Annotated in this window: 33 protein-coding genes; 11 read left to right on the top strand and 22 right to left on the bottom strand. The window is 63.3% G+C overall.

Going from position 1 to position 24,329, the window contains the following annotated elements; translation table 11 throughout:
• Positions 1 to 3: 3 nt before the first annotated feature.
• From CFOUR_RS03815 to CFOUR_RS03860, 10 genes are all read right to left on the bottom strand, one after another.
• Positions 4 to 282, bottom strand: a complete 279-nt coding sequence (locus CFOUR_RS03815; RefSeq protein WP_085957455.1) for a hypothetical protein — start codon at positions 280 to 282, stop codon at positions 4 to 6.
• 12 nt (positions 283 to 294) lie between these two features.
• Entirely contained in the window at positions 295 to 531 is a 237-nt protein-coding gene (locus CFOUR_RS03820; protein ID WP_085957456.1) for a hypothetical protein, read from the bottom strand.
• 178 nt (positions 532 to 709) lie between these two features.
• Positions 710 to 1,078, bottom strand: coding sequence for a helix-turn-helix domain-containing protein (locus CFOUR_RS03825; RefSeq protein WP_230471785.1), 369 nt, complete (start codon positions 1,076 to 1,078; stop codon positions 710 to 712).
• A gap of 340 nt (positions 1,079 to 1,418) precedes the next feature.
• Entirely contained in the window at positions 1,419 to 1,733 is a 315-nt protein-coding gene (locus tag CFOUR_RS03830) for a hypothetical protein (protein ID WP_143339002.1), read from the bottom strand.
• 92 nt (positions 1,734 to 1,825) lie between these two features.
• Positions 1,826 to 3,238 (bottom strand): DNA primase family protein, encoded by a 1,413-nt coding sequence (locus CFOUR_RS03835; protein ID WP_085957458.1) that lies wholly within the window; start codon positions 3,236 to 3,238, stop codon positions 1,826 to 1,828.
• 3 nt (positions 3,239 to 3,241) lie between these two features.
• Positions 3,242 to 3,766: a hypothetical protein gene (locus CFOUR_RS03840; RefSeq protein WP_085957459.1), complete on the bottom strand. Its 525-nt coding sequence runs from the start codon at positions 3,764 to 3,766 to the stop codon at positions 3,242 to 3,244.
• A 211-nt stretch (positions 3,767 to 3,977) separates the two neighbouring features.
• Positions 3,978 to 4,424, bottom strand: coding sequence for a hypothetical protein (locus CFOUR_RS03845; protein WP_085957460.1), 447 nt, complete (start codon positions 4,422 to 4,424; stop codon positions 3,978 to 3,980).
• 69 nt (positions 4,425 to 4,493) lie between these two features.
• A complete protein-coding gene (locus CFOUR_RS03850) occupies positions 4,494 to 4,874 on the bottom strand; it encodes a hypothetical protein (RefSeq protein ID WP_085957461.1) in 381 nt (126 codons plus the stop codon).
• A gap of 18 nt (positions 4,875 to 4,892) precedes the next feature.
• A complete protein-coding gene (locus tag CFOUR_RS03855; RefSeq protein WP_085957462.1) occupies positions 4,893 to 5,615 on the bottom strand; it encodes a hypothetical protein in 723 nt (240 codons plus the stop codon).
• Between the two features lie 15 nt (positions 5,616 to 5,630).
• Positions 5,631 to 5,819, bottom strand: coding sequence for a helix-turn-helix transcriptional regulator (locus CFOUR_RS03860; protein WP_085957463.1), 189 nt, complete (start codon positions 5,817 to 5,819; stop codon positions 5,631 to 5,633).
• A gap of 134 nt (positions 5,820 to 5,953) precedes the next feature.
• Here CFOUR_RS03860 and CFOUR_RS03865 point away from each other — a divergent pair, with 134 nt between their 5' ends.
• Positions 5,954 to 6,661 (top strand): hypothetical protein, encoded by a 708-nt coding sequence (locus CFOUR_RS03865; RefSeq protein WP_085957464.1) that lies wholly within the window; start codon positions 5,954 to 5,956, stop codon positions 6,659 to 6,661.
• 217 nt (positions 6,662 to 6,878) lie between these two features.
• Positions 6,879 to 7,784, top strand: a complete 906-nt coding sequence (locus tag CFOUR_RS03870) for a tyrosine-type recombinase/integrase (RefSeq protein WP_179154809.1) — start codon at positions 6,879 to 6,881, stop codon at positions 7,782 to 7,784.
• A gap of 146 nt (positions 7,785 to 7,930) precedes the next feature.
• Here the strand turns inward: CFOUR_RS03870 and CFOUR_RS03875 are convergent, their stop codons facing one another.
• The 4 genes from CFOUR_RS03875 to CFOUR_RS03890 form a co-directional block, all read right to left on the bottom strand.
• The gene (locus CFOUR_RS03875; RefSeq protein WP_085957466.1) at positions 7,931 to 8,689 is read right to left on the bottom strand and encodes an SDR family NAD(P)-dependent oxidoreductase; all 759 of its coding nucleotides are present in this window, start codon (positions 8,687 to 8,689) and stop codon (positions 7,931 to 7,933) included.
• 84 nt (positions 8,690 to 8,773) lie between these two features.
• Positions 8,774 to 9,130: a DoxX family protein gene (locus CFOUR_RS03880; RefSeq protein WP_230471786.1), complete on the bottom strand. Its 357-nt coding sequence runs from the start codon at positions 9,128 to 9,130 to the stop codon at positions 8,774 to 8,776.
• 17 nt (positions 9,131 to 9,147) lie between these two features.
• The gene (locus CFOUR_RS03885) at positions 9,148 to 10,002 is read right to left on the bottom strand and encodes a GDSL-type esterase/lipase family protein (protein WP_179154810.1); all 855 of its coding nucleotides are present in this window, start codon (positions 10,000 to 10,002) and stop codon (positions 9,148 to 9,150) included.
• A 10-nt stretch (positions 10,003 to 10,012) separates the two neighbouring features.
• Entirely contained in the window at positions 10,013 to 11,383 is a 1,371-nt protein-coding gene (locus CFOUR_RS03890) for a cryptochrome/photolyase family protein (RefSeq protein ID WP_085957468.1), read from the bottom strand.
• Between the two features lie 29 nt (positions 11,384 to 11,412).
• Here CFOUR_RS03890 and CFOUR_RS03895 point away from each other — a divergent pair, with 29 nt between their 5' ends.
• Positions 11,413 to 11,877 carry an S-ribosylhomocysteine lyase gene (locus CFOUR_RS03895; RefSeq protein ID WP_085957469.1) on the top strand — a complete coding sequence of 155 codons (465 nt, stop codon included), beginning with the start codon at positions 11,413 to 11,415 and terminating at the stop codon, positions 11,875 to 11,877.
• Positions 11,878 to 11,883: 6 nt separating this feature from the next.
• On the opposite strand, the gene CFOUR_RS03900 is transcribed toward CFOUR_RS03895, so the two are convergent.
• Positions 11,884 to 12,810, bottom strand: coding sequence for a suppressor of fused domain protein (locus CFOUR_RS03900; RefSeq protein ID WP_085957470.1), 927 nt, complete (start codon positions 12,808 to 12,810; stop codon positions 11,884 to 11,886).
• A 162-nt stretch (positions 12,811 to 12,972) separates the two neighbouring features.
• Here CFOUR_RS03900 and CFOUR_RS03905 point away from each other — a divergent pair, with 162 nt between their 5' ends.
• Positions 12,973 to 13,782, top strand: coding sequence for a Bax inhibitor-1/YccA family protein (locus CFOUR_RS03905; protein ID WP_085957471.1), 810 nt, complete (start codon positions 12,973 to 12,975; stop codon positions 13,780 to 13,782).
• Positions 13,783 to 13,850: 68 nt separating this feature from the next.
• Here the strand turns inward: CFOUR_RS03905 and CFOUR_RS03910 are convergent, their stop codons facing one another.
• The 3 genes from CFOUR_RS03910 to CFOUR_RS03920 all read right to left on the bottom strand — a co-directional run bounded on the left by CFOUR_RS03910 (position 13,851) and on the right by CFOUR_RS03920 (position 15,493).
• On the bottom strand, positions 13,851 to 14,366 hold the full coding sequence (locus CFOUR_RS03910) for a hypothetical protein (protein WP_085957472.1): 516 nt from the start codon (positions 14,364 to 14,366) through the stop codon (positions 13,851 to 13,853).
• A gap of 43 nt (positions 14,367 to 14,409) precedes the next feature.
• A complete protein-coding gene (gene greA, locus CFOUR_RS03915; RefSeq protein ID WP_085957473.1) occupies positions 14,410 to 14,931 on the bottom strand; it encodes a transcription elongation factor GreA in 522 nt (173 codons plus the stop codon).
• A 106-nt stretch (positions 14,932 to 15,037) separates the two neighbouring features.
• Entirely contained in the window at positions 15,038 to 15,493 is a 456-nt protein-coding gene (locus CFOUR_RS03920) for a DUF4307 domain-containing protein (protein ID WP_085957474.1), read from the bottom strand.
• A gap of 97 nt (positions 15,494 to 15,590) precedes the next feature.
• Here CFOUR_RS03920 and mca point away from each other — a divergent pair, with 97 nt between their 5' ends.
• From mca to CFOUR_RS03935, 3 genes are read left to right on the top strand one after another with little or no spacing between them, the layout of a single operon-like run.
• Positions 15,591 to 16,463 (top strand): mycothiol conjugate amidase Mca, encoded by an 873-nt coding sequence (gene mca / locus CFOUR_RS03925; protein WP_085957475.1) that lies wholly within the window; start codon positions 15,591 to 15,593, stop codon positions 16,461 to 16,463.
• On the top strand, positions 16,464 to 16,763 hold the full coding sequence (locus CFOUR_RS03930) for a hypothetical protein (protein WP_085957476.1): 300 nt from the start codon (positions 16,464 to 16,466) through the stop codon (positions 16,761 to 16,763). It abuts the gene before it with no gap.
• On the top strand, positions 16,764 to 17,561 hold the full coding sequence (locus CFOUR_RS03935) for an isoprenyl transferase (protein ID WP_413540798.1): 798 nt from the start codon (positions 16,764 to 16,766) through the stop codon (positions 17,559 to 17,561).
• Here the strand turns inward: CFOUR_RS03935 and coaA are convergent, their stop codons facing one another.
• Positions 17,562 to 18,485 (bottom strand): type I pantothenate kinase, encoded by a 924-nt coding sequence (coaA, locus tag CFOUR_RS03940; RefSeq protein ID WP_085957478.1) that lies wholly within the window; start codon positions 18,483 to 18,485, stop codon positions 17,562 to 17,564. It lies immediately after the preceding gene.
• A gap of 115 nt (positions 18,486 to 18,600) precedes the next feature.
• Here coaA and glyA point away from each other — a divergent pair, with 115 nt between their 5' ends.
• Positions 18,601 to 19,893 carry a serine hydroxymethyltransferase gene (gene glyA, locus CFOUR_RS03945; RefSeq protein WP_085957479.1) on the top strand — a complete coding sequence of 431 codons (1,293 nt, stop codon included), beginning with the start codon at positions 18,601 to 18,603 and terminating at the stop codon, positions 19,891 to 19,893.
• On the opposite strand, the gene CFOUR_RS03950 is transcribed toward glyA, so the two are convergent.
• Complete coding sequence (locus tag CFOUR_RS03950) at positions 19,890 to 20,315, bottom strand: DUF5997 family protein (RefSeq protein WP_435383886.1); 426 nt, start codon at positions 20,313 to 20,315, stop codon at positions 19,890 to 19,892. The genes glyA and CFOUR_RS03950 overlap by 4 nt on opposite strands.
• Between CFOUR_RS03950 and CFOUR_RS03955 the strand changes: the two genes are divergently transcribed.
• From CFOUR_RS03955 to CFOUR_RS03965, 3 genes are all read left to right on the top strand, one after another.
• Positions 20,314 to 20,892, top strand: coding sequence for a LysR family transcriptional regulator substrate-binding protein (locus tag CFOUR_RS03955; RefSeq protein WP_085957480.1), 579 nt, complete (start codon positions 20,314 to 20,316; stop codon positions 20,890 to 20,892). The two genes, CFOUR_RS03950 and CFOUR_RS03955, sit on opposite strands and share 2 nt — an antisense overlap.
• 53 nt (positions 20,893 to 20,945) lie before the next feature.
• Complete coding sequence (locus tag CFOUR_RS03960; RefSeq protein WP_085957481.1) at positions 20,946 to 21,530, top strand: LGFP repeat-containing protein; 585 nt, start codon at positions 20,946 to 20,948, stop codon at positions 21,528 to 21,530.
• 91 nt (positions 21,531 to 21,621) lie between these two features.
• Complete coding sequence (locus CFOUR_RS03965) at positions 21,622 to 22,152, top strand: GNAT family N-acetyltransferase (RefSeq protein ID WP_085957482.1); 531 nt, start codon at positions 21,622 to 21,624, stop codon at positions 22,150 to 22,152.
• Here the strand turns inward: CFOUR_RS03965 and CFOUR_RS03970 are convergent.
• Both CFOUR_RS03970 and CFOUR_RS03975 read right to left on the bottom strand, forming a co-directional pair.
• Entirely contained in the window at positions 22,149 to 23,726 is a 1,578-nt protein-coding gene (locus tag CFOUR_RS03970; RefSeq protein WP_085957483.1) for an MDR family MFS transporter, read from the bottom strand. The genes CFOUR_RS03965 and CFOUR_RS03970 overlap by 4 nt on opposite strands.
• Positions 23,720 to 24,328 (bottom strand): TetR/AcrR family transcriptional regulator, encoded by a 609-nt coding sequence (locus tag CFOUR_RS03975; protein WP_179154811.1) that lies wholly within the window; start codon positions 24,326 to 24,328, stop codon positions 23,720 to 23,722. The genes CFOUR_RS03970 and CFOUR_RS03975 overlap by 7 nt, the downstream gene beginning before the upstream one ends.
• Between the last annotated feature and the right edge of the window lies 1 nt (position 24,329).

The following is a 24,329-nucleotide window of genomic DNA, read 5'->3' on the forward strand; positions in this document are numbered from 1 at the left end:
GGTTTATCGTGCGGCGCGTTTGCCGGCGTAGTAGCCCTTGAGCCAAGCGCCGAGGTTTTCGGGGTTTTCGTATTCGGGTACGTGGTCGACGCCGAGGGCATCTTCGTCGAGGGTCACGCCGATGACTGCGGGGCGCTGCGGTTGCATCTTGAGGTCGACCGGCTCAAAGACACATGCGTCGATCTTGTCGAGGGTGAGCGCGATTCCGGCGTTCGACTGGAATCGGGTTACCGTTGTTGGCTCGAAAATGCGGTCGCGTTTCTGCTGCGGGTGAATGGCCATGTGTAGCTCCTTTTACGTGTAGAGGTCTCGAAGGTCGGCGAGCGTTGATACTGCGGGCCATTGAGCGCCGAGTAGTGCTACGGCGGTAAGCGCCATGCGGTAGGTGCGGCCGTTGTCTTCGAGGTTGAACGTTGCTTCGATGCTGCGCTGTGGGTAGCTGTCGGGCAGCATCTTGTAGACCCAATCGGGCATGTCTACGAAGTCGCCGAGCAGTGTGTGGCCGGCGTCTGCGAGACGAAGATTTTTCACTCGGCCGACACTGGGGTCTGCGTCGAAACGCGGGTCAGTGTGGCCGAGTTTTAAAGGAGGAAACGGAAGCATCCGGGCCGATGCAACGGCCGATGCAAGGTCGGCGCGTGTCAGTGTCACGGTGCCGGTGGATGCGTTCCACGTGCCGGTGCGAACGAGGGGCACACCGATGTATGAGTTATCTGCCGCCGAAGTCGCGAAGCTGCTCGACTTCGGCGCGAAGGAATTGCCAGCGGCCGGCGAGTTTGCGGCCTGGCAGTCTCCCCCGTGTAGCGAGGTCACGCACGTTGCGCGGTGAGCAGCTGAGGATGTGCGCTGCTTCTTCGACGTCGATGAACTCATGCCGCACACATTCGTCGGTGGCCTGCTCGATGTGTGCCGAGTTGCCGAAGTTGGCAGCGATCTCTTCCATAATCTCCCGTAGCGCGGGCGCGAGAGCGCCGCCGGCGCGTCGTTGTGTGCGGTCGAGGTATGCAAGAGCGCGGCCAACGTTGATGGCGTCTTCCTGGTCGAGGATGAGTGCGCTTCGGATTACTCGGCTGGACATCATGCCGCCTTCGGCTTCGGTGGACGGCCGAAGTAGCGGGCTTCGCCGGCCCATACCCCATCGGCGTTTCGGGGTATGCGTATGCCGCACTTGGCGAGAATCGGGCAAGTGTTGCATTGCCGCTGTGCCCACTCGATGCGCTCTTTGTAGTCTTCGTGCGTTTCGCCTTCGAGTCGGTCGGTATCGAAGCGTGGCGCTTGCCCAACACACCGGCCTTTGCGTAGGTCGTAGGCCGGTTGAATGTTCTTGACGAATCGCAGTAGCGCGGGCCCAGGCAGTCGCACCGGGGCGGCGGCGACTTCGGCGCGTGTTGGTAGCGGCGGGCGTGCCGGCTCGTCTTTCATGCTGCACCGCTTTCCATCGTGTCGACGATGCGGTTAGCGAGCTCAAAGGCGTGACGAGCTTCGAGTTCTAGCGTGATGTAGAGCCCATTTGTCATGTGGGCTCGAATGGAGACTCGTCGTTTTCTTTTGCTGTTTAGGTGCCTGGCGACGGTGATTTCGGTCGTTTTCCAGCCGTGGACGGGTTGACTAAGGCGGGCGCGGATGGGTTCGGCGGCAGGCTGGTTGTTTTCTGTGGGGAGTTTTGTGCTCGGAACATGTTCCGGGCGTTCCTGCTGGTCAAGGGTGTTTTGGGTTGTGTTCCGAACATTCATGGTTTTGTTCCTATTCTGTTCTGCGTGTTCCTTTGTTCCTGGGAACAAGGCGAAAAGTTGGGTTGAGCTGGTGGAACATTTGGAACATGTTCCTAGGCGGTTTTCTGTGCGAATTGCCATGCGTGGGGGTTTTTGACGTGTTTGACGCCGAAGATGCGGCGCGCCTTCGGGTGGCCGTCGACTGCGGTGTTCTTGTATTCGATGCGCGGGTCGGTGGCCTTGAGCGCTTGGGCGAATGAGGATTGTTTGACAGCTCCGACTCCGACTTCTTCGCACCACGTCTTGTAATCGCCGTGAATGTCGCGGAGTAGAACGTGATCGTCTGGGTTGCCGGTGAGGGTGTAGTTGTCGTGATCGTCGAGGAAGGTTGCGACGGGTTGTGAGACGTCGGCGAGCATCTCGGTTAGTCCGGCCATCGTGCGCGGGGTGGTGAACGTGCCGGCGGCTTCGAGGTCGCGAAGGCCTTCGAGTGCCCAAAGGAAGATGCCGGGGAGTTCTGCGGCGAGTTTGGCTCCGAGCTCCGGGTCGGGGTTGTCGGCGTGGGAGCGTTTGAGCTCGATGGAGACGAAGCGGTTGACCAGCGCGCCGGATGCGTCGGTGAGTCGAGGTATCTCGTTGGAAACGAGCATGAAACGGGTGTCGAGCCGGCCGTTCCACGCTTCGTGGTACTTGCGGTCGATGGTCTGTGCGTCGCCGCCGGTGATGCCGATAATGCGTTCGACGGTTTGGCCGATGTTGCGGTCGCGGTCGTTGCGGGTGTCTTCGAACACTGCGAAGGTCTTGCCGATAAGGACTTGTGCGCCGAAGTTGGTGTCGAGCGTGCCGAAGCTTGGGGATACGGAGTTTTGCGTTCCAACGAGCTGTTGGAGCACTCGCGAGATGGTGCCTTTACCCGAGCGGGGCGGGCCGATAAGCATGAGTGCCTTATGCAGGTCGGTGCGGCCGCTAATGAGGTAGCCGGCCCACTGTTGGAGTGCGCGGGCGGCGTCCGGGTCGTGAGCGAAGGTCTGTTTGAGAAACGCCTTCCACTGCGAGCATGTCGCCTTCGGGTCGTATGGGAACGGCAGGTGCCACAACGTGAACAGAGCTGGGGTGTGTCCTTCGGTGAAGGTGCCGGTGCGGAAGTTGAGCACTCCGTTGTCGAGGGCGATAAGTGCTTTCGGGTTGTCGTTGGTGCGGCCGTCGAGCCAGATCGGCGGTTCGGCGGTGTCTGCGAGACGGTTGAGCCACTGTAACGGCTCGATCGTGTTGGCAACCTTCGCTGGTGTCGGCGAGAAGTCGACCATTCCCTTGTCGGTTTCGAACTGCGTTTGCTCTAAGCGTTCCCAGATCGGGCCTTTGATTTCGAGCTCGTCGGCCGGCGACCAAGACCGGCCGTTGTAGCGATACCAGCCGTGTTTGAGCCAGTAACGAAGCGTAGGAATACCGTTGCGGCTGAACACGTCGGCATTGAGTGCGTGGGCGACAGCGAACGGCTTCGAGGGCGGCGGATAGATCGAGTCCAAACCTTATGCACCTTCTTTCGATACGACGTGCAGGTGCGGTGTGTGGCCGGTGCGGGCGTGAATGTTGAGCATGATTTGGCGGTCGCGGGACATGCGATCGATTAGCTCGTCGAGGGGTGCGGTGTCGTGGTCGCCGTAGGTGTAGACGTCTCCGATTTTCTGGCGAAGGTGGTCTTCGGCGATTCGGCGAGCAAGTGCTTTCAGCCGGTGCTTCGCGGGGGTGTGGGCGACGGCCGGGGCGACGAGGTCGTGCCAGTAGCGGCGCATCGGTTCTTCGTCGAGGTGGCCTTCGTCGCGAAGGTGGTCGTGTACGTCGGTTGGGGCGATTGGTTTGAGGGCAAAACCGGAGTCGATGCCGGCGCGGGCGACGGTGGTGATCGCGGCGAGTACGGTTCGGGCTTGCCAGTGGGGGAGATCGTCGGAGTGGATGAAGCGGGTGCCGTCGTAGGCTTCGCGGTTGGTTGATTCGAAGAGAAGCGCGGCGAGGTATTCGAGTGTGTGCGCTTCGCGGGGGTGAAGGTGTTTCAACTGACTGTTCCTAACGTGAGGTAGGTGTCTGCGGCATATTGCGTTGTGTGGGTGACGGCTACCCGGTGGCCGCCGGGGACTTGCACTCCCGGTGTCTGCTAGTCGGCCTGTTTTACGTCACTTGACGTTTGTGAGTAGGTGGTTGAGGTCGAGAGCTTCGAGCAGTAACGCGGCTTCGGCTTCGAGAATCTGGTCTGCCTGGTCGAGAAGGTCATTCATCGTCGTTCACCTCGCCCCATGACGAGATGCCGAGTTTGGCGAGTGCGGCATCGTCTTCGGCGAGAAGTGCGTCGAGCAACTTCGTCACTGTTTCGGTGTCGCCTGCGCGGTGAGCTTCGATAAGTTCGTAGTGCATATCTGCTTCGCGCATGCGACGTTGTTGAGCTTCTTCGTTGGCCTGTTGTCGGCGAAGCTGCTCTTCTTTCTTTCGTCGCTCTTCTTCGGCGTGGGCGACTGCGGCGTCAACGCAAACCGGGCAAAGGTGCGCGGGGCGAATGTTGTCGGCGAGGTCGAGGTAGTCGGCGGCGTTGACAAACACCGTTCGACGGCGCTCGTCGGGAATGTCGCACTCTCCCCAGGTGCCTAAGCGCCCGTTCGTGCGGTGCGGTAGGTGGAGTTCAACCGACCGTGAGGTATTGTTCTGGTTGAGGTTCGGCATATCTACTTGCTCCTTTGCCCCGGTAGTCGTTGGCGCGGTTGCCGGGGTTTTCTCGTTGATTGGGGACATTTAGGACACCAGCCCTTCAAGGTGGAACGGGCTTCCAGCGCGGGGGCATCCGAGCAATCGTTCGGCGATTACGGCGGCGACATTGACGGTGCGTGTCTTGTCGAAGACTTCGGGGGACTTCTCAAACATCATGTTGAGCCCGTCGAGAAGTTTCTGTGAGTAATCGCAGAAGCGTTTGCGCACACTGCCTTCCGGGTCTTGACCAGTTCCGAGCGCTAGGGCTTCTTCCAAGTCTTCAATTGCCGACTGAACACCGGCTGCGAAAGTCACGTTTTCCTCTGTCTTGGTGCGTTCGATCGCGTGCGCTGCTTCATACATGGCCGCGGCGTGAGTTATAGCTGCGGACTTCAGGAAGTACTCGAGCTGCTTCTGGTTGAGCATGTTTTCCTCTCTAGGGAATTACGCGACGTAGCCGTCTTCTAGGCCGTCGAAGTAGCGGTCGGCATCCGCCGAGCGGGTCAAAAGTCGGAAGCCTTCGCCGGGGTGGTTGATGTGCTGCGCAGGCGAGACGAAGGCCTGCTTGCCGTCGTTGGCGATGTGCGGCACGACGGTCGACACTGGCATGCCGTTCGAGTAGGCGGCCGGGTCTTCGTTCGCTTCGCGGTGGTGCATGTATTCGCGGCGAATCTGTGCGATCGCTTGCTCGATTACGGCACGAACTTCGCCGAGCTCGTCGGTTTCAGGGCGCTCGGCGAGCACGTTGAGAGCAACGTCGAGCGGGTTGCCGTGATGGAGGAATCGCAGGGAATCAACCGGCGAGTAGTCCATACGTGGCGAGTGCGCGGTGCCGAAGGGGCCGGAGGGTTCCCGTTCGTGTGAGTGGGAATCTTCGGCACCTTCGAGGGAATCTTCCGGGGCGAGATCGGCCGAGCGTTGAGCTACGGCATCGAGGGCGTCGGTCCACGATTCGACCTTCACGGTCTCGATGCACTCTTCGTTGGCGTAGATCATGACGATGTAGCCGGCGTTGTCCTTGATCGCGTAGATCTCGAAGCGGTCGGAGAGCGCGTTTGCGATTTCGCGCGCGGCGTCCAGGTCGAGACCTTCGGCGAAGGTGCGGGGCTCGTCGAGAAGGACTGCGGCAGTGTTGCCGCGCTTCTCGACCGTAGGGATAAACAACATGAGGGTTCCTTTCGGTTAGGCGGTCGCGGGCAGCTCGTCCAGACCGAGCGCGTCGAGAAGCGGCTTCGTCGGTACGACGTAGCGGCCGTTGATCTTTAGGACTGGCGACGGAAAATTGCCGGTGCGGGCCGCTTCATATGCGCTGCTCCGGCTGATTCCGAGCAGGGCTGCGGCGACTGGGATGGAAACTGTGGGGGTGGTCATCACCCCTCCTTTCGACTGAAAGAAGGACAAGTTCTCACTTGAATCGAGGTTTTATGACTCGATAACAGTCAAACTAGTTGTAATTGACTGGACTGTCAAGACATACCCGTATCCGATGGCATAAACTGACTGGCATGGAGTCAATTGAATGGGTGGAAAACTTCACTCGCCAAATGGGACGTGCTATCGACATTGCCCGCGAGAAACATTCCGACCAGTGGATATCCGACAAAACCCAGTTGCATGGGCATCCAATCTCTCGGACGGCCATCTCCGAATACCGTCGCGGAGTTCGCAAGACGATGCCGGTGACTGACTGGCTCGTCATCGCCGCAGCACTTGAGGTGCCGCCCGTCTCGCTTTTGTTCCCGGAGGTGCCTAACGGGCTCGTTACACTTCTCCCCAATCATCTGGAGGTCGCCGCGTTCGATGCGGTCGAATGGGTTAGCGGCGAGCGACAAACTGTGCCTGTTGGAGCCGACGTGCTCATTGGCATGGAGGATGGCGACCTGTTGGCGATGCATACGAAGATTGAATATCTCCAGGGGAGAGTTGAATACCCTGATCCCCAATTCGACTTAAGCGAAAACGATCCGTCGAAGCAGGTCAAGATTCTTAAACTCGCGCGCGAGGCGGCGGCACTGTCGGATCGCCTGTCCGGACAACTTTCAGAATTGTGGGCAGCGTTGACTCAAGGACAAAACCGGATTGATGACCTAACTCCGCTGATAGAAACGCTCCAACGACAAATTGACAACTGCATGAGCCAAATCGCCGAATTAGGTGGGAACGTTGAAAAGCCCGATCCTGTTGAACTGAGCGATGGCGATGGCGAGGGGTAGGCCGGCGACGCCGCTCGGAACGTGGGGCGAGATCCACGTTAAGGAGTTAGCGAGCGGCAAGTTAGAAGCATCTACACGCCTTCGCCTATGGAACGGCGAAACGGTACGCCTTCGAGCGCGGGGGAAGTCCGCTACCGCCGCTCAAAACAACCTCAAAGCACGATGCACTGAACGCTTAGGCACAACTGACACGCAAGACCTCACCACTACGAGCACTGTGGGGCAATTGCTCGAATTCTGGCTCGACGGCAAAACCGATATCCGGCCGCAGTCACGCGACCGCTACCGCCGGATAATCGACCTCCACCTTGAGCCGGCCTTCGGGAAACTGCGCATCCGAGAAGTCTCACCCGCGCTTCTCGATGCTTGGCTAAGGGGTCAAACGAGCGGTGTCGCAGCTACCTCACGGACAGTTCTTTCCGGTGCTTTCAGTATGGCCGCCCGCTTCGGCCTGGTCGTGAGTAACCCGATGCTTGCAGTCGAGCCGGTGAATAGGCCGCGAAAAGAAGTTCGAGCTCTAACGCGGGACGAGATTCCACGTTTCCGGGCGGCGATCGCGAAGTCGGAAAACGAGACGCTTATCGACGTTGTCGATGTAGCGCTGGCGACCGGCCTACGGGCGGGGGAGCTGCTTGCACTCCGTTGGGAAGACCTTCACCTCGACGAAGCGAGTCCACGATTGGAAGTATCCGGCACGCTCGTTTACTCGAAAGAGCTCGGGCACCGGCGGCAAGAAGAAGGCAAAACATCACAAGCGCGCCGGCCGGTGCAACTCTCCGAATCGTGCGCAACAACCCTCCGGCGACGTCGCGAAAAATACGGGACGCTACCGATGGTGTTCCCGAGTGGCGCTGGAAGTTACGTATGGGAGAACAACTTCAACCGCTGGTTAAGAGAGTGGCGCGGCGAAGAATTCAAGTGGGTAACGATTCACTCTTTACGTAAAACGCTCGGGTCGCTGGTCTACGAAGAGCTCGGGCCACACCGGGCAGCCGAAGTGCTCGGACACTCGAATTCGACCCTCACTGAAACGGTCTACGTTCAGCGCAATAGCGCGGGCGTAGCGATCGGCGACCTGGTCGACAACATGCTCGACGGTGTCCAAAAAATGTCCGAAAAATAAGCGTCATAGCCCGGAATGAGTGGCACTGGTCGCAGTCGGTGGAGCTGGCGACCAGCGTAAACGGAACTAATCGGACTCCCTGCTATGGAACACTTGTTTCAATCAACAACCGCCCAGTGTCGGTTCGAGCCCGACTGGGGGCACCACTACACGGCGGTGTAACCGCCGTCGACGAGGTGGTAGGAGCCGTTGACAAACGACGCGTCGCTTGAAAGCAAGAAGCTCACCATCGCCGCGACCTCTTCCGGCTCGCCCAGGCGGCCAGCAGGATGCTTATCGACGAGCGCCTGACGGACCTCACCCTGCGCCCTTTGAATCAGCGGCGTGTCGATGTATGCCGGACCCACGGAGTTGACCCGGATGCCGGTGGCGGCGTAGTCCGCGGCCAGCGACTTAGTCAGCCCCACCACGCCGTGCTTCGCGGCGGTATAGGCCTCGATGCCGCCGGCGCGTCCCACGGAGCCGTGGATGGAAGACATGTTCACAATCGCGCACTGCTCCGCGTCGCCCTGCGCGAGGAATTGCTTGAGCTGGTAGTGGCAGCCGTAGGCCACGCCGGAGAGGTTGATAGAGATGACCTTGTCCCAATCGGCAAGATCCTTATCTGCCAGCGGGGTGTGATCGCCTACGCCCGCGTTGTTGACGGCGAGGTGGAGGGCACCGTAGGTGTCCACGGCGAACTTCACGGCCGCCTCGTTGTCCTCTTTGCTCGCCACGTCCTGGCGGAACGCGGCCGCCACACCACCATTCGCCTCGATCGCGGCCGCGACCTCTTTGGCGGCGTCCTCGTTGAGGTCGGCGACGACGACTTTCGCGCCTTCGCCGGCGAGACGCTCCGCGATAGCCTTGCCGATGCCGGAGGCGCCGCCGGTGACCAGCGCAACCTTGTTGTCGAACTTGCCCATGACTGCTTCATGTCCTTCCGTCGGGGAATAGGTGCAGCCAAAGTGTAAGCAGCCATCAACCGGCGCAGGGCCGGAATTGGGCAACTACTTCTTCGCCGCGCCGAGCGCCGCTTTGATCAGCGGGATCTGCAGCGGCAGGCGCCCGATAGAGATGATCTGCTTCTGCCACGGTTCGTCGCGCCATTGCCACGCCATGTTGAAGTTGGCCGGCCACACTGCCGTCAAAAGGGCCGCGGCGAACTTGCCGCCAGCAGCCCGCGTTTTCGGGTTGGCCAGCAGGCCCGCGGCGGCGAGCTCCGCCACGCCGGAGACGTACGTGTAGGTGCGAGCGTCGCCGGGCAGGGCGTCGGGCACGATGCCGTCGAAAGGCTCGGGCTTTGCAAAGTGGAGCACGCCCGCGCCAGCGAACAGGGGGATGAGAAATTTCTGAAACTTGGTCACCCCGCCGAGGGTACGCCTCACACTGCCAGCGACACCTGGTCGGCGACGAAGTCGGAGCCGCCGCGCGAGGGGTGGAAGACCATGTTGTAGTTGGCGGTTGTGGTGTCGATCAGCCCCGCCACCCAGCGCTCGCCGTCCTTGGCGCAGGTGCTGTGGCCGGTGGACTTTGCGTTGACGTCTAAAAATGACGCACCGATCTGCCCGGCCGCCTCCCGTTGGTTGTCGCGGTGATGCCGCTCCCATCCGTTGATCGTGGGCGCAGGCATGCCGAGGGGGAGGTTGGGCACCACGTTGATCGCGCAGAGTCTCGCGTCGCCGCCGGTGATCGAGAGCATGCCGGGGACGACGATTGTCGCGCCCGGCGCGACAGCGCGCACCTTCGCGGCGGCGGCGCGCATGTTGGAGAGGTACTGCTCGCGCACGCGGGCGGCGTCGTAGCGTGTGCCGGGCGCATCCAGTAGCGGCCGCCAGTGGTCGTTGAACCCCGCGTCGAGCGTGACTGCGCGCGTGCCGCGGTTGAGCGCGCCGGTGCGGATCGCCTCGTCGATGCGGCCCAGCTGCTCTGCGGAGGTGATGCCTGCGCAGGACCAGTCTTCAACCGCCGCGCCGGTGCGGGCGCGTAGTTGGCTGGGCCAGTTGTCCGGGCCTTGCAGGCAGCCGGATTGGCTGGGGTAGGCGTCGAGGACCCGCGCCGACGACGTGCTTGAGCCGTGAGTCAGTCGCAGCACGGTGTTGAGGTATTGGTCCGGGTTGGCGGCGAAGGAATCTCCGAAGACCACGACGTTGCCCGCGGGGTTCGCGGCGGCGGGAGACGCGACTGCGCCAAGGGCAACCGCGGCGGCCAGAATGACGTTACGGATCTGCGCTTTCACAGCGCCGAGCCTACTTGTCGTTTTTGATGTCGTCGTAGGCGAGAAGCGCAGTTTTGCGTGACGCTTTGATATCCACCATCGGCTCCGGGTAGCCGGGAAGCAGCGCCTGCGGCGCCCACCGCGAAACATACGCGCCGGAGGGGTCGAACTTCTCCTGCTGGGTTAGCGGGTTGAAGACGCGGAAGTACGGTGCGGCATCGTCACCCGAGCCTGCCACCCACTGCCAGTTGAACGGGTTGGAGGCGGCGTCCGCGTCCACCAGGGTGTCCCAGAACCACTCCTCGCCGTGGCGCCAGTGGATGCCCAGGTTCTTTGTCAGCCAGGATCCGGCGACCATGCGCACCCGGTTATGCATGGTGCCGGTTTCCCAAAGCTCGCGCATGCCGGCGTCCACCAGCGGCACGCCGGTCTCGCCGCGTTGCCATTGCGCCAGCTGGCTCAGGTGTTGCGCGGCTTCGGGGTCCGGTTCCATAGCGGGATCCGCAAACGCCTGCGCGTGCTTCCACGGTGCTGCGTTGCCGCTCCACGCCCACTCGAACCGGTCGAATTGGCTGCGCACGTTGTGCACCGCCAGGTCTGGCAGGTGGTAGAAGCGGTGCCAGGCGAACTCCCGCCACGCCACCTGGCGCAGAAACGCCCACGCATGAGGCGCGGCCGCCGGGTGCTCGTCGGCAAAGGCGGCCGTTTCCGCCCACACGTAGCCGGGGGAGAGCTCGCCGAACCGCAGGTGGGCGCTAAGCCGGGAGGTCGCGCCGGGACGCAAGTCGTTGTTGTCGTAGCCGTGGCCGTCGGCCAGCCCCTCCAAAAACGCGTGGAAACGGGCGAGCGCGGCGTCTTCTCCCGGTATGTTGTGCTGTGCCAGACCGTTCGCCCAGACGGGGGAGTCCGGGACCGCAAGCGGCGTGCCGCCGGGCAGGGTGGGTGCTGCCGTCGGTTGTGGCGGGTGCGCGATCAGGTGCTGCTGCAGCGCCTTGTAAAAGGGGGTGAACACCCGGTAGGGCGTGCCAGCGCCGGAGTTGATTTCCCACGGCTCCGCGAGTAAGAAACCGGGAAATGTCCGCGCCCCTGTCGCAGACTTGACCTCCGCGTCGAGCTCGGGCGCGTCGTAGCGGCGGTTCCACGCCACCTCCGCGCCGAGTTCGCGGGCCAGGCGGGGGACAATCTCGCGCGGATCGCCGGTTTTGCGGATCAACGGCACCTTCGTGCTCAGCTCGGCTGCGCTGCGGTCGCGCCACCAGGCGGCAGCGCGTCCGAGGGGGCGGGGGCCGGAGGTGTCGTCGATAAGCAGCCCTGTGACTTCGCCGCGCGATGCGGCCCATGAAAGCGCGGGGTTGTCAGCGACGCGAAGATCGTCACGGAACCAAACAAGGGTGGTGGGCACTTCAGCCTCCCTTCAGTACAGTCGAGACCATGACTGATCGCATGAATGTGGAATCTTTCAACCTCGACCACACCAAGGTAGCCGCCCCCTTCATCCGCCTCGCAGACCGCAAGGAGCTGCCGGCCGGGGACACGCTGGTCAAGTACGACATCCGCTTCAAGCAGCCCAACGTCGAGCACCTGGAAATGCCCGCGGTGCACTCCTTGGAGCACATGTTTGCCGAGCACGCCCGCAACCACGCCGACAACGTGATCGACTTCGGCCCGATGGGCTGCCAGACCGGCTTCTACCTCATGCTCTCCGGCGACCCTGCTGAGGCCGAGGTGGCGGAGCTGGTGGAAAAGACGCTCACCGACATCACCACTGCGGATGAAGTGCCTGCTGCCAACGAGAAGCAGTGCGGGTGGGGCGCAAGCCACGACCTGGAGGCCGCCAAGCGCGAGGCCCAGGCGTTTTTGGACAAGCGCGACGAGTGGGGCGTCGTCTACAAGTAGGCAGTGTTACGTGGACGGGTCCAACACCCGCAGCTTGAGCGGCGCGCTCTGCAGGCGGTAGGCGCCCGGCGCCGCGTCGAACACTGCGAGCAGTTCGTGCGCGAGCGCCTCGGGGGAGGCGACGACGATGTGGTCGTCCGCCAGATCTGTTGTGGGGGACTCGGGATCGAACAGCAGCCACGTGTCACCGTTGAGCAGGGCGAACGTCCGCCCGTGCAAGAGACGGTGGCGCGCCGCGCGGATGACTGCGCGCGCCGCAGCGGGGTCGAGGTCTACTCTCCCCGAAGCATCAACGTCGAGGTAGCGGGCGTGCATCGCGCCTATCGACGCACCTTCGGCCCCCACCACCCGGTCCAAATACGCCCGATCCCGCGGGTCGGCGCTCAAGGGTTCGCGCCGGGTTGAGGTGATGCCCAGCGGCACCCGGTTGCAGGCCAGCTCCGCAAACTTTGCGGGGTCCCAGGACAGCATCCGCTCCAGGTCGTCGCCCGCGAGACCAACCGCGTAAGTGAAGCGAATCAGGCCGGTCGGCCCATCGACCACGCCGAGCACCGGGTCGGTGACAAAGACAAAGCCGGTCAGTGTTCCGCGGGGAGTGTCCAGGCACAAGTAGTGGCCGGGCTCGATCTCCTCGCGCGCGGCCCTGGCCAGCAGGTCGGCGGGCCACTGCTCCGGCAGCGCAGGAGAGCCCGGCAGGCGCAGCGTGAGCTCGGTCTGCGTGCCGGCGGAAGGCTGCGAGGAGTCCACCCTGGATTTGCCGTACGTGCAGTACAACACGTGGTGCACAGGCTGCGAGAGCACGTAGGCGTGGACCTCTACATGCCGGTAGGAAAACACGTACGGGTCCGTGCCGCCGGCCGTGCTGGCGATGCGGCTGCGCACCACGTCCCCGCCGGTGCGGGGGCCGCGCCGGGCGTTGTTGAACACTCCCATGCAGACCACACTATCGCCCGGTGCCGGGCAGCAACTCTGGCGCGGGAACCTTTTTGGTATGTGTGGCGTTGTACACAATGAACACCATGAACACTGTGGACCTTGGTCCGAGATCAGGTCCGAAATGAAACTACGAAACTTTGTGGAAAGGAGTCGTGCGACGTGAGAAGCACTAACCCCGTTCTGCGCAACCTTCCTGAGAAGGTGGCCAACAACGGTTACGAGGGCGGCCAGACCGCCACGCTGCCGGGGCGCGCGCCCGAGATCGATCGAAACCGCCCGATGACGGTGGACGATGTGGTGACCAAGACCAGCATCACCCTGGGCGTCATCGTTGCGTTTGCGGCGGTGAACTTCGTTATCTTCCTGTCCGGCAACGTGGGCCTGGGCAGCATCCTCACCTTTGTCGGCGCCATCGGCGGATTCATCACCACCTTGGTGCACGCCTTCCGCCGCGAGTTCGGCTCCAAGACGGTGACGCTGATCTACGCCGCGTTCGAGGGCTTGTTCCTCGGCGGCTTTTCCCTCGTGGTCTCCGGCTGGTTCACGGCAGGCGGTGCGGACGCGGGGCTGATGATTTTCCAGGCGATCCTGGGCACCATCGGCGTGTTCATTGGCATGCTCGTGATATACCGCCGCGGCGCAATCCGCGTGACACCGCGGTTTAACCGCATCCTGACCGGCCTCATTTTCGGCGTGGCCATCATGGCGCTCGGAAACCTGCTGCTGGCCGTGTTCACCGGCGTTTCCCCGCTGCGCGACGGTGGCACGATGTCCATCATCTTCGGCGTGGTCTGCATCGTGCTGGCAGCTCTGTCCTTCCTGCAGGACTTCGACTTGGCTGACAAGCTCGTGCGCACCGGCGCACCGGAGAATGCGGCCTGGGGCGTCGCCCTCGGCCTGGCTGTGACCCTGGTGTGGCTCTACACCGAGATTCTGCGCCTGCTGTCGTACTTCTCCGACGACCGCTAGAGAAGCTACAACGACGACAAAAGCGCCGCCCCCGAACCGTCAGGGGCGGCGCTTTTGGCGTGTGCCGTTTAGTAGTTGTTGTCCGGCACGACCGGCTGGCCGTTGACGCTCACCGTGGTGAAGACGAGCTGGCCGTCGATGTTCTCCGGGTTGCCGAGCACAACCTTGACGTCCTCCTCGCGGTTGTCCGGGGAAACCACGACGCGGGTGGCGGTGCCCTCTGCAATATCCTCGTTCCACTGATCCCAGACGATGTTCTCGAGGTAATCGTCCTGGTTCTGGCAGTCCACCGTCAGACGGTCCGGGCGCACCAGGCCGGTGGCACCGCAGTTGTTGAAGACCGGGGCGCCGGCTGCCGCCGGAGACGAGGTTGCCTGCTCCTGAGCCTGGCGCGCCTCGGTGACGTTGGTTGCCTTCGCGGAGGTGGTCGCGCCGGCGCCCTTCAGGGAGGTCGGATCCTGGCTGGTGGCGGTGTCGATCTTCTCAGCGGAGTCGTTCTGGTGCGGCGGGGTGCAGCCTGCCAGTGCAAGGGCCGCCAGGGCGGCGACGCCGGCTACAGCTTTGCGGGAAGAGGTGGCAATCACAGGAATGGTCCTTCTGTTTGAGAAAAGAAAAGGGGGGTATTGGCTACTTCGCGCGGGGCGTGGAGGCCTTGACTGAATCATACGGCTCAGCGGAGACGATCGTGACGGAAATCTCCCGGCCGTTCGGGGCGGTGTACTTGCGGGTCTCGCCCTCTGCGGCGCCGACTACCGCGGCACCGAGCGGGGAGTGCTCCGAGTAGGTCTCCAGGTCTGCGTTGTCGGTGGAGGCGGCGCGGGTGCCGATGAGGAAGGTCTCGCGGTCGTCCTTGTCGTCGTTGTAGTAGACGTGGACGACGGAGCCGATGTGGGCGACGCCCTCGACGATGTTGTTGCGCTCGGTGGTGGAGTTGGACAGGATCTCGGAGATCTGCTTGATGCGCGCCTCCTCCTGGTCCTGCTGCTCACGGGCGGCGTCGTAGCCGGCGTTCTCCTTGAGGTCGCCCTCTTCGCGTCGCTCGTTGATCTCCGCCGCGATGACCGGGCGGTTGTCGATGAGCTGCTGCAGCTCGGCCTCGAGCTTGGCCTTCATTTCCGGGGTGATGTACTGCTGCTGGGATTCAGCCATAGGGGTCTAAACCTTCCCTGATACGTGAAATCGGCCCGCCGCTCGCGGGCCAATGTGTGCAGATATACGGGCGAAAGATTACCACACGCGGCGGTGCCGCTTTTGCCTACCGTGCTGCGTAGAAGCTGCTCTGCGGGTCCATGTAGAAGGGCAGATTCTCCGAGCAGCCGTAGATGCGGCCGGACACGAGCGGCTCGCGCACCGGCACATCGACGGCAATGCGGGAATGCTCCTCGCCGCCGGCGGGCAGGATCACCTCGCGGCGGCCGACCTCGGCGTGCGAGTAGTCCACGGCGGTGACGATGCAGTACGCAGGCGTGTCCGGGTGCTTGCGGGTCACGTCGATCCAGAGTCGGCCCGTGGAGTCGTCGATGTGCTCCTGCGAAATGAACTCGGCGCGCACCGGCTCATTGAAGCGGTTCATGATCGTGCGCGCACCGAAAAACAGCAGCGCGCCAATGAGCAGTACCGCGATGACGGCCACGACCTTGCCGCCGACAGTGCCGCCGGAGCCGTTGGCGCGGCCGTAACGGTCGGCGGGGCGGGTGGTGGTAGTGCTCACGGAAACAGCTCCTTGCAGGTGGTAAGGACTTCTGTGCTGATGGTACTAAGATGGCGCGGAGGTAGAGAACTGGCCCTACGAAAGTTGGAGTGATCGAGTGACCGGGTTGCGCCTCATGGCAATTCACGCCCACCCTGACGACGAATCGTCCAAGGGCGCGGCCACCATGGCCAAGTACGCCGCAGAAGGCAATCGCGTCCGCGTTGTCACGTGCACCGACGGCAGGCGCGGCGACGTGCTCAACCCGGCCATGGACCGCCCCGGAGTGTTGGACAACATCCTGGAGGTGCGCCGTGAAGAGATGGCGCGAGCCGCGGCGGCGCTGGGCGTCGAGCACGTCTGGCTCGGCTACGAAGACTCCGGCTTGCCGGAAGGTGACCCGCTGCCGCCGCTGCCGGAAGGGTCGTTCGCGGTGAAGGATCCGGAGGACGTCGCGGTGAAGATCGTGGAGCAGATCCGCGAGCTCCGCCCCCACGTGATCATCACCTACGACGAAAATGGTGGCTACCCCCACCCGGACCACCTGATGGTGCACGCGGTGTCCATGATCGCTTGGGAACGCGCAGGGGACGCTGAATTCGCCCCTGAGACGGGTGAGCCGTGGACTCCGTTGAAGCTGTACTACAGCCACGGGTTTATCCTGCAGCGCATGAAGCTGCTGCAGGAGCGACTCATTCAGCGCGGCGAGCAGAGCCCCTACGAGCTGATGATCAAGCGCTGGGAAGAAAACGAAGGCGACGTCTTCGGCCGCGTGACCACCCAGGTGGAGTGCGCTGACTACTTCCAGCACCGCGCAGACGCGCTCACCGCGCACGCCACCCAGATCGACCCCGCCGGCGCGTTTTTGGCCAGCCCCGTCGAAGACCAGCAGGACGTGTGGCCCACGGAGGAATTCGAGCTGGCCGCATCCCGAGTGGACACGACGCTGCCGGAGACAGACCTGTTTGCCGGCATCGAGGAGGAGCACTAAATGTCAACGTTTACAATCGCCGCCGCCAACGCGACCAGCTTTGTCCTCGCCCAGGCGCCGGGCGACACCCCGGTCGGACCGGACTTCGGCAAAGCGTCGCCGATCGGCCTGCTGCTGCTCGTGGTTTTGGTGTTGGTGGTGGCGTTCATCGGCTGGTCCTTCCACCGCCGCTTCTCCCGCTTCAAGCGCCGCCAGGCCTTCGCGGAGGCGCACGGCATCGACCCGTTCGATGAGAAGGCCGTGGATGAGGCCATGGAGAAAGCTGGGTTGAAGGACCAGCGCAAGAAAACCGCGTTCTAGCTGTATAGAATTTTCACCGTGTCTGTCCTTTCCAAGCTGCGTTACCCGCTCTACCCGCTCTACGAGGCGCGCCTGAAGCGCGAGCTGCGCGGCAAAAAGCGCCCGAAGCACATCGCCGTGATGGCCGACGGCAATCGCCGCTGGGCGCGCGAATCCGGCTTCGAGGACATCTCGCACGGCCACCGCGTCGGCGGCGCGAAGATCGGCGAGCTTGTGCGCTGGTCCGCGGAGATGGACGTGGACGTGCTCACCATTTACTTGCTGTCCACGGAGAATCTGCGGCGCACCTCCGAAGAGGTGGAGCTGCTGTTCGACATCATCTCCGAGGTGATCGAAGACCTCGCCACGGAGCACTACACCTGCCGTGTGCGGTTGGTGGGGCATTTGGATTTGCTGCCGGAGGACGTCGCTAAGCGAATGCGCGAGGGGGCGGCCGCCACCGACGAAAAACCCGGCCTAACCGTGAACATCGCCGTGGGCTACGGCGGTCGGCAGGAGATCGTGGACGCGGTGCGATCGCTTATCGACGACAAAGCTCACGCAGGAGTCACCGCCACGGACATGGCCGGCGAAATTACCGTCGACTCCATCTCGGAGCACCTCTACACCTCGGGCCAGCCAGACCCGGACTTGGTCATCCGCACCTCCGGCGAGCAGCGGCTGTCCGGCTTTCTGCTCTGGCAGGCGGCGTACTCGGAGATCTGGTTTACAGACACCTACTGGCCGGCGTTTCGGAAGATCGACTTTTTGCGGGCGCTGCGCGACTACTCGCAGCGCTCCCGCCGCTTTGGCAAGTAGCTAAATCTTGCGCATGCGCACGCGCTGGACGGTGTGGTCGTAGTCCTTGCGCAGCACCAGCGACGCGCGCACACGGGTGGGCAGGATGTTTTCCACCAGGTTGGGCAGGTTGATGGTCTGCCAAATCTCGCGGGCCTCGTAGGCGGCTTGCCTGTCGTCGATGCCGGCGAAGTGCTCGAAGTGGTTGCCTGGCTCCTGGAACGCCGTGTCGCGCAGCTTGAGAAAGCGCTCGATGTACCAGCGCTCAATGTCCTCGGTTTTCGCGTCCACGTAGATGGAAAAGTCGAACAGGTCGGACACCATCAGCGTCGGGCCGGTCTGCAGCACGTTCAACCCCTCCAGGATGAGGATGTCGGGCTGGCGGACCTCAACCCACTCGTCCGGCAGGATGTCGTACGCCTGGTGCGAGTAAATCGGCGCCTTGACCAGTGGTTGGCCGGACTTTACCTCGGTGACGAAGCGCATGAGGTTGCGGCGGTTGTAGGACTCCGGGAAGCCCTTGCGCTGCATGATCCCGCGCTCTTCCAAAACAGCCTTGGGGTGGAGGAACCCGTCCGTGGTGACCAAATCCACCCGCGGGTGCGAATCCCACCGCTGCAAAAGCACCTGCAGCACGCGGGCGGTGGTGGACTTTCCCACAGCCACCGAGCCGGCCAGGCCGATGATGAAGGGCACGTGGCCCGGGTCGCCGCCGATGAAGGTCTCGGTGGCGTTGGTCAGTTTCTGCCGCGCGCGCACCTGCAGATGGATCAGGCGCGACAAGGGCAGGTAAATGTCCTCGACCTCCTGCAGGTCCAGGTTCTCGCCGATGCCGGAGAGCTTTTCCAGCTCCGCCTCGGTGAGCACCTGGGGCATCTTGGCGCGGCGTTTGCGCCAGTCCTCGCGATGGAAGTCGAGGTAGGGCGAGGAATCGGCTCGTGACATAGCCACCATTGTGGCACTCGAGCAAACAAGAGAATGAATCCGCCTTCTGCGCGCGCGGACTTTCCTATACTTCGAGGAGCCGTAACCAACGTAAAACAGAAAGGACCCGGTCGACGTGTCTGAAGACCTCCGTTACCAGGATCTGGCCACCTACGACCCAGAGGTGCACGCCGCCATCGTGGACGAGCTGGCGCGCCAACGAGACACCCTGGAGATGATCGCCTCCGAGAACTTCGTGCCGCGCTCCGTGCTGCAGGCGCAGGGCTCGGTGCTGACCAACAAGTACGCCGAGGGCTACCCGGGTCGGCGCTACTACGGCGGTTGCGAGCATGTCGACGTCATCGAGGACCTCGCCCGCGACCGCGCCAAGGCCGTGTTCGGTGCGCAGTACGCCAACGTGCAGCCGCACTCCGGTGCGCAGGCGAATGCCGCAGTGCTCATGGCGCTGGCCGAGCCGGGCGACACCATCTTGGGCCTGGATCTGGCGCACGGCGGCCACCTCACCCATGGCATGAAGATCAACTTCTCCGGCCGTCTGTACAACGTGGCGGCCTACCAGGTGGAAGAAGACACCCACCTGATTGACATGGAGAAGCTGCGCGAGCAGGCACGCGAGGTCAAGCCGAAGGTGATCATCGCTGGCTGGTCCGCGTACCCGCGCCAGGAGGACTTTGCGGAGTTCCGCTCCATCGCCGACGAGGTCGGGGCCTACCTGTGGGTGGACATGGCTCACTTCGCCGGCCTGGTTGCAGCTGGCCTGCACCCGAACCCGGTGCCGCACGCGCACGTGGTGTCCTCCACGGTGCACAAGACGCTCGGCGGGCCGCGCTCCGGTTTCATCCTCACCAACGATCTGGAGCTGCACAAGAAGCTCAACTCTGCGGTCTTCCCGGGCCAGCAGGGCGGCCCGCTGATGCACGTCGTCGCTGCGAAGGCCACCGCGTTCAAGATCGCGGGTACGCCGGAGTTCAAGGACCGTCAGCAGCGCACCCTCGGCGGCGCGAAGGTGCTGGCGGAGCGTTTGCTTAGCGACGACGCACGCGACGCCGGCATCTCGGTCGTCTCCGGCGGCACGGATGTCCACCTGGTGCTGGTGGACCTGCGTAACTCGCCGATGGACGGCCAGCAGGCGGAGGACCTGCTGCACTCCGTGGGCATCACCGTCAACCGCAACGCCGTGCCGTTCGACCCGCGCCCGCCGAAGGTGACCTCCGGCCTGCGCATCGGCACCTCCGCGCTGGCCACCCGCGGCTTCGGCGAGGAGGATTTCCGCGAGGTCGCCGAGATCATCGCCGAGACCCTGATCAAGGGCGAAGGCGCGGACATCGAGGCGCTGCGCGGCCGCGTTGAGGCCCTGGCGCGGAAGTTCCCGCTGTACCCGGACCTCGAGGATTGGAAGATGCTTTAAGCGTTTTCAGCTTCCGCATCCCCGTCGGCGGCGGTTGCGCCGTCGACAGTGTGCCCGCGCTGCTCCGCGAGAGTGGCGCGGGCTTTTTGCAGCCATTCGGGCTGGTCGTCCAACAGGGCGCGGATCTCGTCGGTGGTCATCGCCTGGTCCACGCCGGCGTCTTTCAGCGCGGTCACGGAAATGCCCAGCTTGCGCGCGACCTCGGGGCGCGGGTGCGGGCCGTTGAGGCGCAACTCCTGCAGCCACTGCGGCGGGTTGTCTTGCAGTTCGCGCAGCTCGGCGTGGGTGACAGCGCCGTCTTGGAACTCCTGCGGGGTGGCGGGAAGGTAGATGCCCAGCTTCTTTGCAGCGGTCACCGGCTTCATTGCGGTGCCGGAAGGGGTCTGTTCAGTCATGGCCAAGACGGTAGCATTACGAGCCATGCTCACCATTGCTTTCGCCACCGGCACGGAGCCGGGGAAGTGGTTTCGCCGGTACGAGGAACTCACCGGAACACGCCTGGAGACCGTGCCAGCGGATGACCCGTTTGCGCTCGTCGGCACGCAGGCGACCGCCGCGCTCGTGCGCCTGCCCGATCCGCGTGTGACCGAGGATTTCCACGTGGTGCGCCTCTACGAGGAGGCCGCGGGGGTCGCGGTGCCGAAAGATTCCGTCTACGCAGAGGTCGGGGAGGTCACCCGCGAGGATCTCGCGGAGGAGATCGTGAACTTCTCCGGGCAGCTGCCTATCGACGACCTCCGGTCCGCCCTCCAAGTCGTCGCCGCGAACGTCGGCATCGCGTACGCGCCATTGCCACTTTTGAAGAACCTGGCAAGGAAACAGGTGAAGGCGCTGCCGCTCGTGGGGGAGGAATCGACGTCTGAGATTGCTTTGGTATGGCGCAAGGTTGACGATTCTGACGCTGTGCAGGACTTTGTCGGCGTAACCAAGGGGCGCACGGTGCGTTCATCACGCGGAAGATCCCACCCCCGATCGGGTGGGAAGAAGGCTCGACGTTAACGCCAAGTTCATAATGGACGATGGACTTACTCCAACAATGAAAGGTATTGACTATGTTTTCCCGTAAAATTATCGCTTCCGCAGCTGCTCTGACCCTTGGTGCTACCGGCCTCGTTGCTTGCTCCAACGACGGCGACGGCGAGCCGACCTCCACCGAGGTTGTCTCCGAGACCGCTACCTCCACCGAGGTTGTTACCGAGGGCGCTGGCGCTGGTTCCAAAACCGCTGGCGCCGACGCTGCTGGTTCCGGCGCAGAGGCGACCGAGGAGATCACGACCGCTGACGGTGCTACCGCGATGGTTCCGGCTGGCGTTGTTGCCGCCATGGACAAGTTCGCTCAGCCGGAGTGGGGCGAGCCGATGGCCGTTGAGGAGGTCGACGGCGGCTGGATCGTCACCTACGACGACGAGCACTACATCACCTGGAACGAGAACACCGGCGGCGCTCCGACCTGGGGCCAGATCGCTAACGAGTGGATCACCGACGTCCACCTGGACAAGAAGATGGGCTTCCCGCTGGCTCCGGAGACCGAGAACGCTGACAAGTCCGGCTGGACTCAGGAGTTCGAGAACGGCACCATCGAGTGGACCCGCGGCGGCACCGAGGATGCCTTCACCGCAATCGTGACCGAGAAGTAAATCGGGCCTAAGCTCTAGCGCCACCTCGCGGAAGTGGGTGGCGCTTTTGCGTTGCTTGCGCGCCCGGCCAACGTTCTGGACAATGGGGCGCATGCAAAAATCGGACTTTGCCATCCGGCCCATCCGACCGGAAGACTATCCGCAGGTAAGAGCCATTTATGAGATGGGACTGCAGACCGGTAACGCCACTTGGGAAACCAAGGGGCAAACCTGGGAGCAGTTCTCCCGCAAAAAGATCATGGAAACGGTCTTCGTCGCCGTGGATGCTCAGGACGATGACAAGGTCCTCGGCTGGGTGGGCGCCGCGAAGGCCTCGAGCCGTATCGTGTTCCACGGTGTCGTCGAAGACTCGATCTACACCCACCCCGACGCGCGCGGCCGCGGAATCGCCGGCGCGCTGCTCGACCATCTGATCCAGACCTGCATTTCGTTGCACAAGTGGTCCATCCACTCCTGGATCTTCCCCGAAAATGAGGGATCCGCGGGGCTGCATCGCTCCCGCGGATTTGAAAAGGTGGGCACCTTCCACAACATGGCGAAGATGGCGTACGGCGAGCGCCAGGGTGAGTGGCGCGACTGCGACATCTACGAGTTGATCTTGCCTATGTCGCGTAGCTCCTAGCTCAAGTCTTCCTTCAGCTTCTCCTCGCGCACGGGCAGAAGCAGCAGGAAGGCGAGGATAGCCAGGGGGACCATCAGCAAGAACACCGGCGTCAAACCGTCGTTGTAGCTGGTCAGCACCGCCTCGCGGAGGGAATCCGGCAGCTGGGCCACCAGCTCGGGGGTGAGCCGGTTTGCCGCGCCTTCCTGGAATTTCTGCGCGTACTCCTGGCCCTCCGGTCCGAGCTTGGCCAGGGCCTCCGGCAGTCGCTGCTCCAGGTTGTCGCGCATGTTGTGGATGAACAGGGAGCCGGACAGGGATGCGCCGATGGCCGAGCCGATCTGGCGGAAGAAGTTGTTCGTCGAGGTAGCGGTGCCCACGTGCTTGAGCGGGAACGAGTTCTGCACGATGAGCACCAGCACCTGCATGACCAGGCCGAGGCCGAAGCCGAAGATGAACATGTAGATGCCCAGCGTGGTCAGGGACGTGGTGACGTCGAGGCGGGAGAACAAGAACAGGCCCAGGGTGGTCACCAGCATGCCCACCAGCGGGTAAATCTTGTAGCGGCCGGTTTTGGAGATGATGAAGCCAACGGTCATGCCGGTGGCGAGCATGCCCAGCACCATCGGCAGCATCATCAGGCCTGCCTCGGTCGGGGTGAGCTGGTGGACCATCTGCAGGTAGGTGGGCAGGTACGCCAGGCCACTGGTCATAGCCAAGCCCAGCACAGTGCCGGCGAGGGTGGTCAGTACCATGTTGCGGTTGCGGAACAGGTCCATCGGGATCAGCGGGTTGGTGACGCGCAACTCGACGATGACGAAGACCACCGCGGCCACGAGCGCGATCGCGCTGGTGGTCAAGATGGTGGGGGAGAACCAGTCGTACTGCGTGCCGCCCCAGGTGGTGGTCAGGATCAGTGAGGTGGTGGCCACCACCATCAGCGTGGTGCCCAGGTAGTCGAAGTTCATGCCCTTCGCGGAGCCGCGGCGCAGCTTCAGCACGGAGGCGCACACCGACATCGCGAGCAGGCCCAGCGGGATGTTCATCCACAGCGCCCAGCGCCAGCCGGGCCCGTCCGTGAACCAGCCGCCGAGCACCGGGCCCAGCACGGAGGAAACACCGAAGACGGCGCCCATGACGCCCATGTACTTGCCGCGCTCGCGGGCGGGCACGACCTCGGCGATGATGGACTGGGAGTTAACCATCATGCCGCCGGCGCCGAGACCCTGGATGGCGCGGCCGACAATGAGCAGCTCCATGGTGTGGGCGAAGCCGCCGATGGTCGAGCCGACCACGAACAGGGCGATGCCGGTGATGTAGAGCCACTTGCGGCCGAGGATGTCGCCGAGTTTGCCGTTGATCGGCATGGCGATGGTCATGGTGACCAGGAAGGCCGAGATGACCCAGCTCATGTGGTTGACGCCGCCGAGCTCGCCCACGATGGTGGGCAGGGCGGTGGCGAAGATCATTTGGCCCAGGGAGCTCATCAGCATGGTCAGCAGCAGCGCTGAGAACACGATGCCGACGTTGGGCGCGGTTGCGACGAGCTTCTGGGAGTCTTCCCCCGCGTCGTGCGCCTCGCGGATTTCTACCATGTCATGTCCTTTGCGTAGTTGGAGAGTTCGTGCGCGTTTGCAAGAAGGTGGGCGACGGGGTCGCCGTCGTCCGGAGGATGCCATAAGTAGCGGCTTACCGCGCCGTGGAACAGGACCATGGTGAAGTGTGTCTCGTCTTCGATCGATCCTGGGTGCTTGCGGTCCTGCGGGAAGCGCTCGAAGTGGGCGTAGACTGCGCGTCCGACTTCGGTGAGAAAGCCGCGTTTGCGTGCGGCTTCCGCGTGCATGAGGCCGGGGTTGTTTTCCAGCAGTCCGCGACGGCATTGTGCCGCCGGCCCGTCGAAGCGGCCGGGTGCGACCTCGACGGAGCGAATGACCAGCTCCAGGACGTTGTCACTCGGGGTTTGCTGGATCGCGGCGAGTGCTGCGTCGCTGAATGCGAACGGGAAAGAGCCCAGGATAGCTTCGTCTTTGGAGTCGACGTAGTTGAAAAATGTGCGCCGCGAGATGCTTGCGGCGCGGCAGATGTCGTCGACGGTGACGTTGTCGTAGCCGTGTTCCTGGACGAGGAGTGCCGCTTCGTCGCGGATGCGTTGCAGCGTCTCGCGGCGTTTCTGCTCCCGGATACCTTCATTTTGCACG

The sequence above is a fragment of the Corynebacterium fournieri genome (assembly GCF_030408775.1).
Classification (GTDB): domain Bacteria; phylum Actinomycetota; class Actinomycetes; order Mycobacteriales; family Mycobacteriaceae; genus Corynebacterium; species Corynebacterium fournieri.

What these genes read in the sequence shown, in the direction of transcription:
- CFOUR_RS03955 (WP_085957480.1), top strand. Translation starts at nt 20,314, where the DNA reads ATGCTCACCATTGCTTTCGCCACCGGCACGGAGCCGGGGAAGTGGTTT.
- CFOUR_RS03900 (WP_085957470.1), bottom strand. Translation starts at nt 12,810, where the DNA reads ATGGGAGTGTTCAACAACGCCCGGCGCGGCCCCCGCACCGGCGGGGAC.
- CFOUR_RS03855 (WP_085957462.1), bottom strand. Translation starts at nt 5,615, where the DNA reads ATGTTGTTTATCCCTACGGTCGAGAAGCGCGGCAACACTGCCGCAGTC.
- CFOUR_RS03860 (WP_085957463.1), bottom strand. Translation starts at nt 5,819, where the DNA reads ATGACCACCCCCACAGTTTCCATCCCAGTCGCCGCAGCCCTGCTCGGA.
- CFOUR_RS03815 (WP_085957455.1), bottom strand. Translation starts at nt 282, where the DNA reads ATGGCCATTCACCCGCAGCAGAAACGCGACCGCATTTTCGAGCCAACA.
- CFOUR_RS03930 (WP_085957476.1), top strand. Translation starts at nt 16,464, where the DNA reads ATGTCAACGTTTACAATCGCCGCCGCCAACGCGACCAGCTTTGTCCTC.
- greA (WP_085957473.1), bottom strand. Translation starts at nt 14,931, where the DNA reads ATGGCTGAATCCCAGCAGCAGTACATCACCCCGGAAATGAAGGCCAAG.
- coaA (WP_085957478.1), bottom strand. Translation starts at nt 18,485, where the DNA reads ATGTCACGAGCCGATTCCTCGCCCTACCTCGACTTCCATCGCGAGGAC.
- CFOUR_RS03830 (WP_143339002.1), bottom strand. Translation starts at nt 1,733, where the DNA reads ATGAATGTTCGGAACACAACCCAAAACACCCTTGACCAGCAGGAACGC.
- CFOUR_RS03895 (WP_085957469.1), top strand. Translation starts at nt 11,413, where the DNA reads ATGACTGATCGCATGAATGTGGAATCTTTCAACCTCGACCACACCAAG.
- CFOUR_RS03850 (WP_085957461.1), bottom strand. Translation starts at nt 4,874, where the DNA reads ATGCTCAACCAGAAGCAGCTCGAGTACTTCCTGAAGTCCGCAGCTATA.
- CFOUR_RS03845 (WP_085957460.1), bottom strand. Translation starts at nt 4,424, where the DNA reads ATGCCGAACCTCAACCAGAACAATACCTCACGGTCGGTTGAACTCCAC.
- CFOUR_RS03960 (WP_085957481.1), top strand. Translation starts at nt 20,946, where the DNA reads ATGTTTTCCCGTAAAATTATCGCTTCCGCAGCTGCTCTGACCCTTGGT.
- CFOUR_RS03970 (WP_085957483.1), bottom strand. Translation starts at nt 23,726, where the DNA reads ATGGTAGAAATCCGCGAGGCGCACGACGCGGGGGAAGACTCCCAGAAG.
- CFOUR_RS03950 (WP_435383886.1), bottom strand. Translation starts at nt 20,315, where the DNA reads ATGGCTCGTAATGCTACCGTCTTGGCCATGACTGAACAGACCCCTTCC.
- CFOUR_RS03865 (WP_085957464.1), top strand. Translation starts at nt 5,954, where the DNA reads ATGGAGTCAATTGAATGGGTGGAAAACTTCACTCGCCAAATGGGACGT.
- CFOUR_RS03875 (WP_085957466.1), bottom strand. Translation starts at nt 8,689, where the DNA reads ATGGGCAAGTTCGACAACAAGGTTGCGCTGGTCACCGGCGGCGCCTCC.
- CFOUR_RS03825 (WP_230471785.1), bottom strand. Translation starts at nt 1,078, where the DNA reads ATGTCCAGCCGAGTAATCCGAAGCGCACTCATCCTCGACCAGGAAGAC.
- CFOUR_RS03965 (WP_085957482.1), top strand. Translation starts at nt 21,622, where the DNA reads ATGCAAAAATCGGACTTTGCCATCCGGCCCATCCGACCGGAAGACTAT.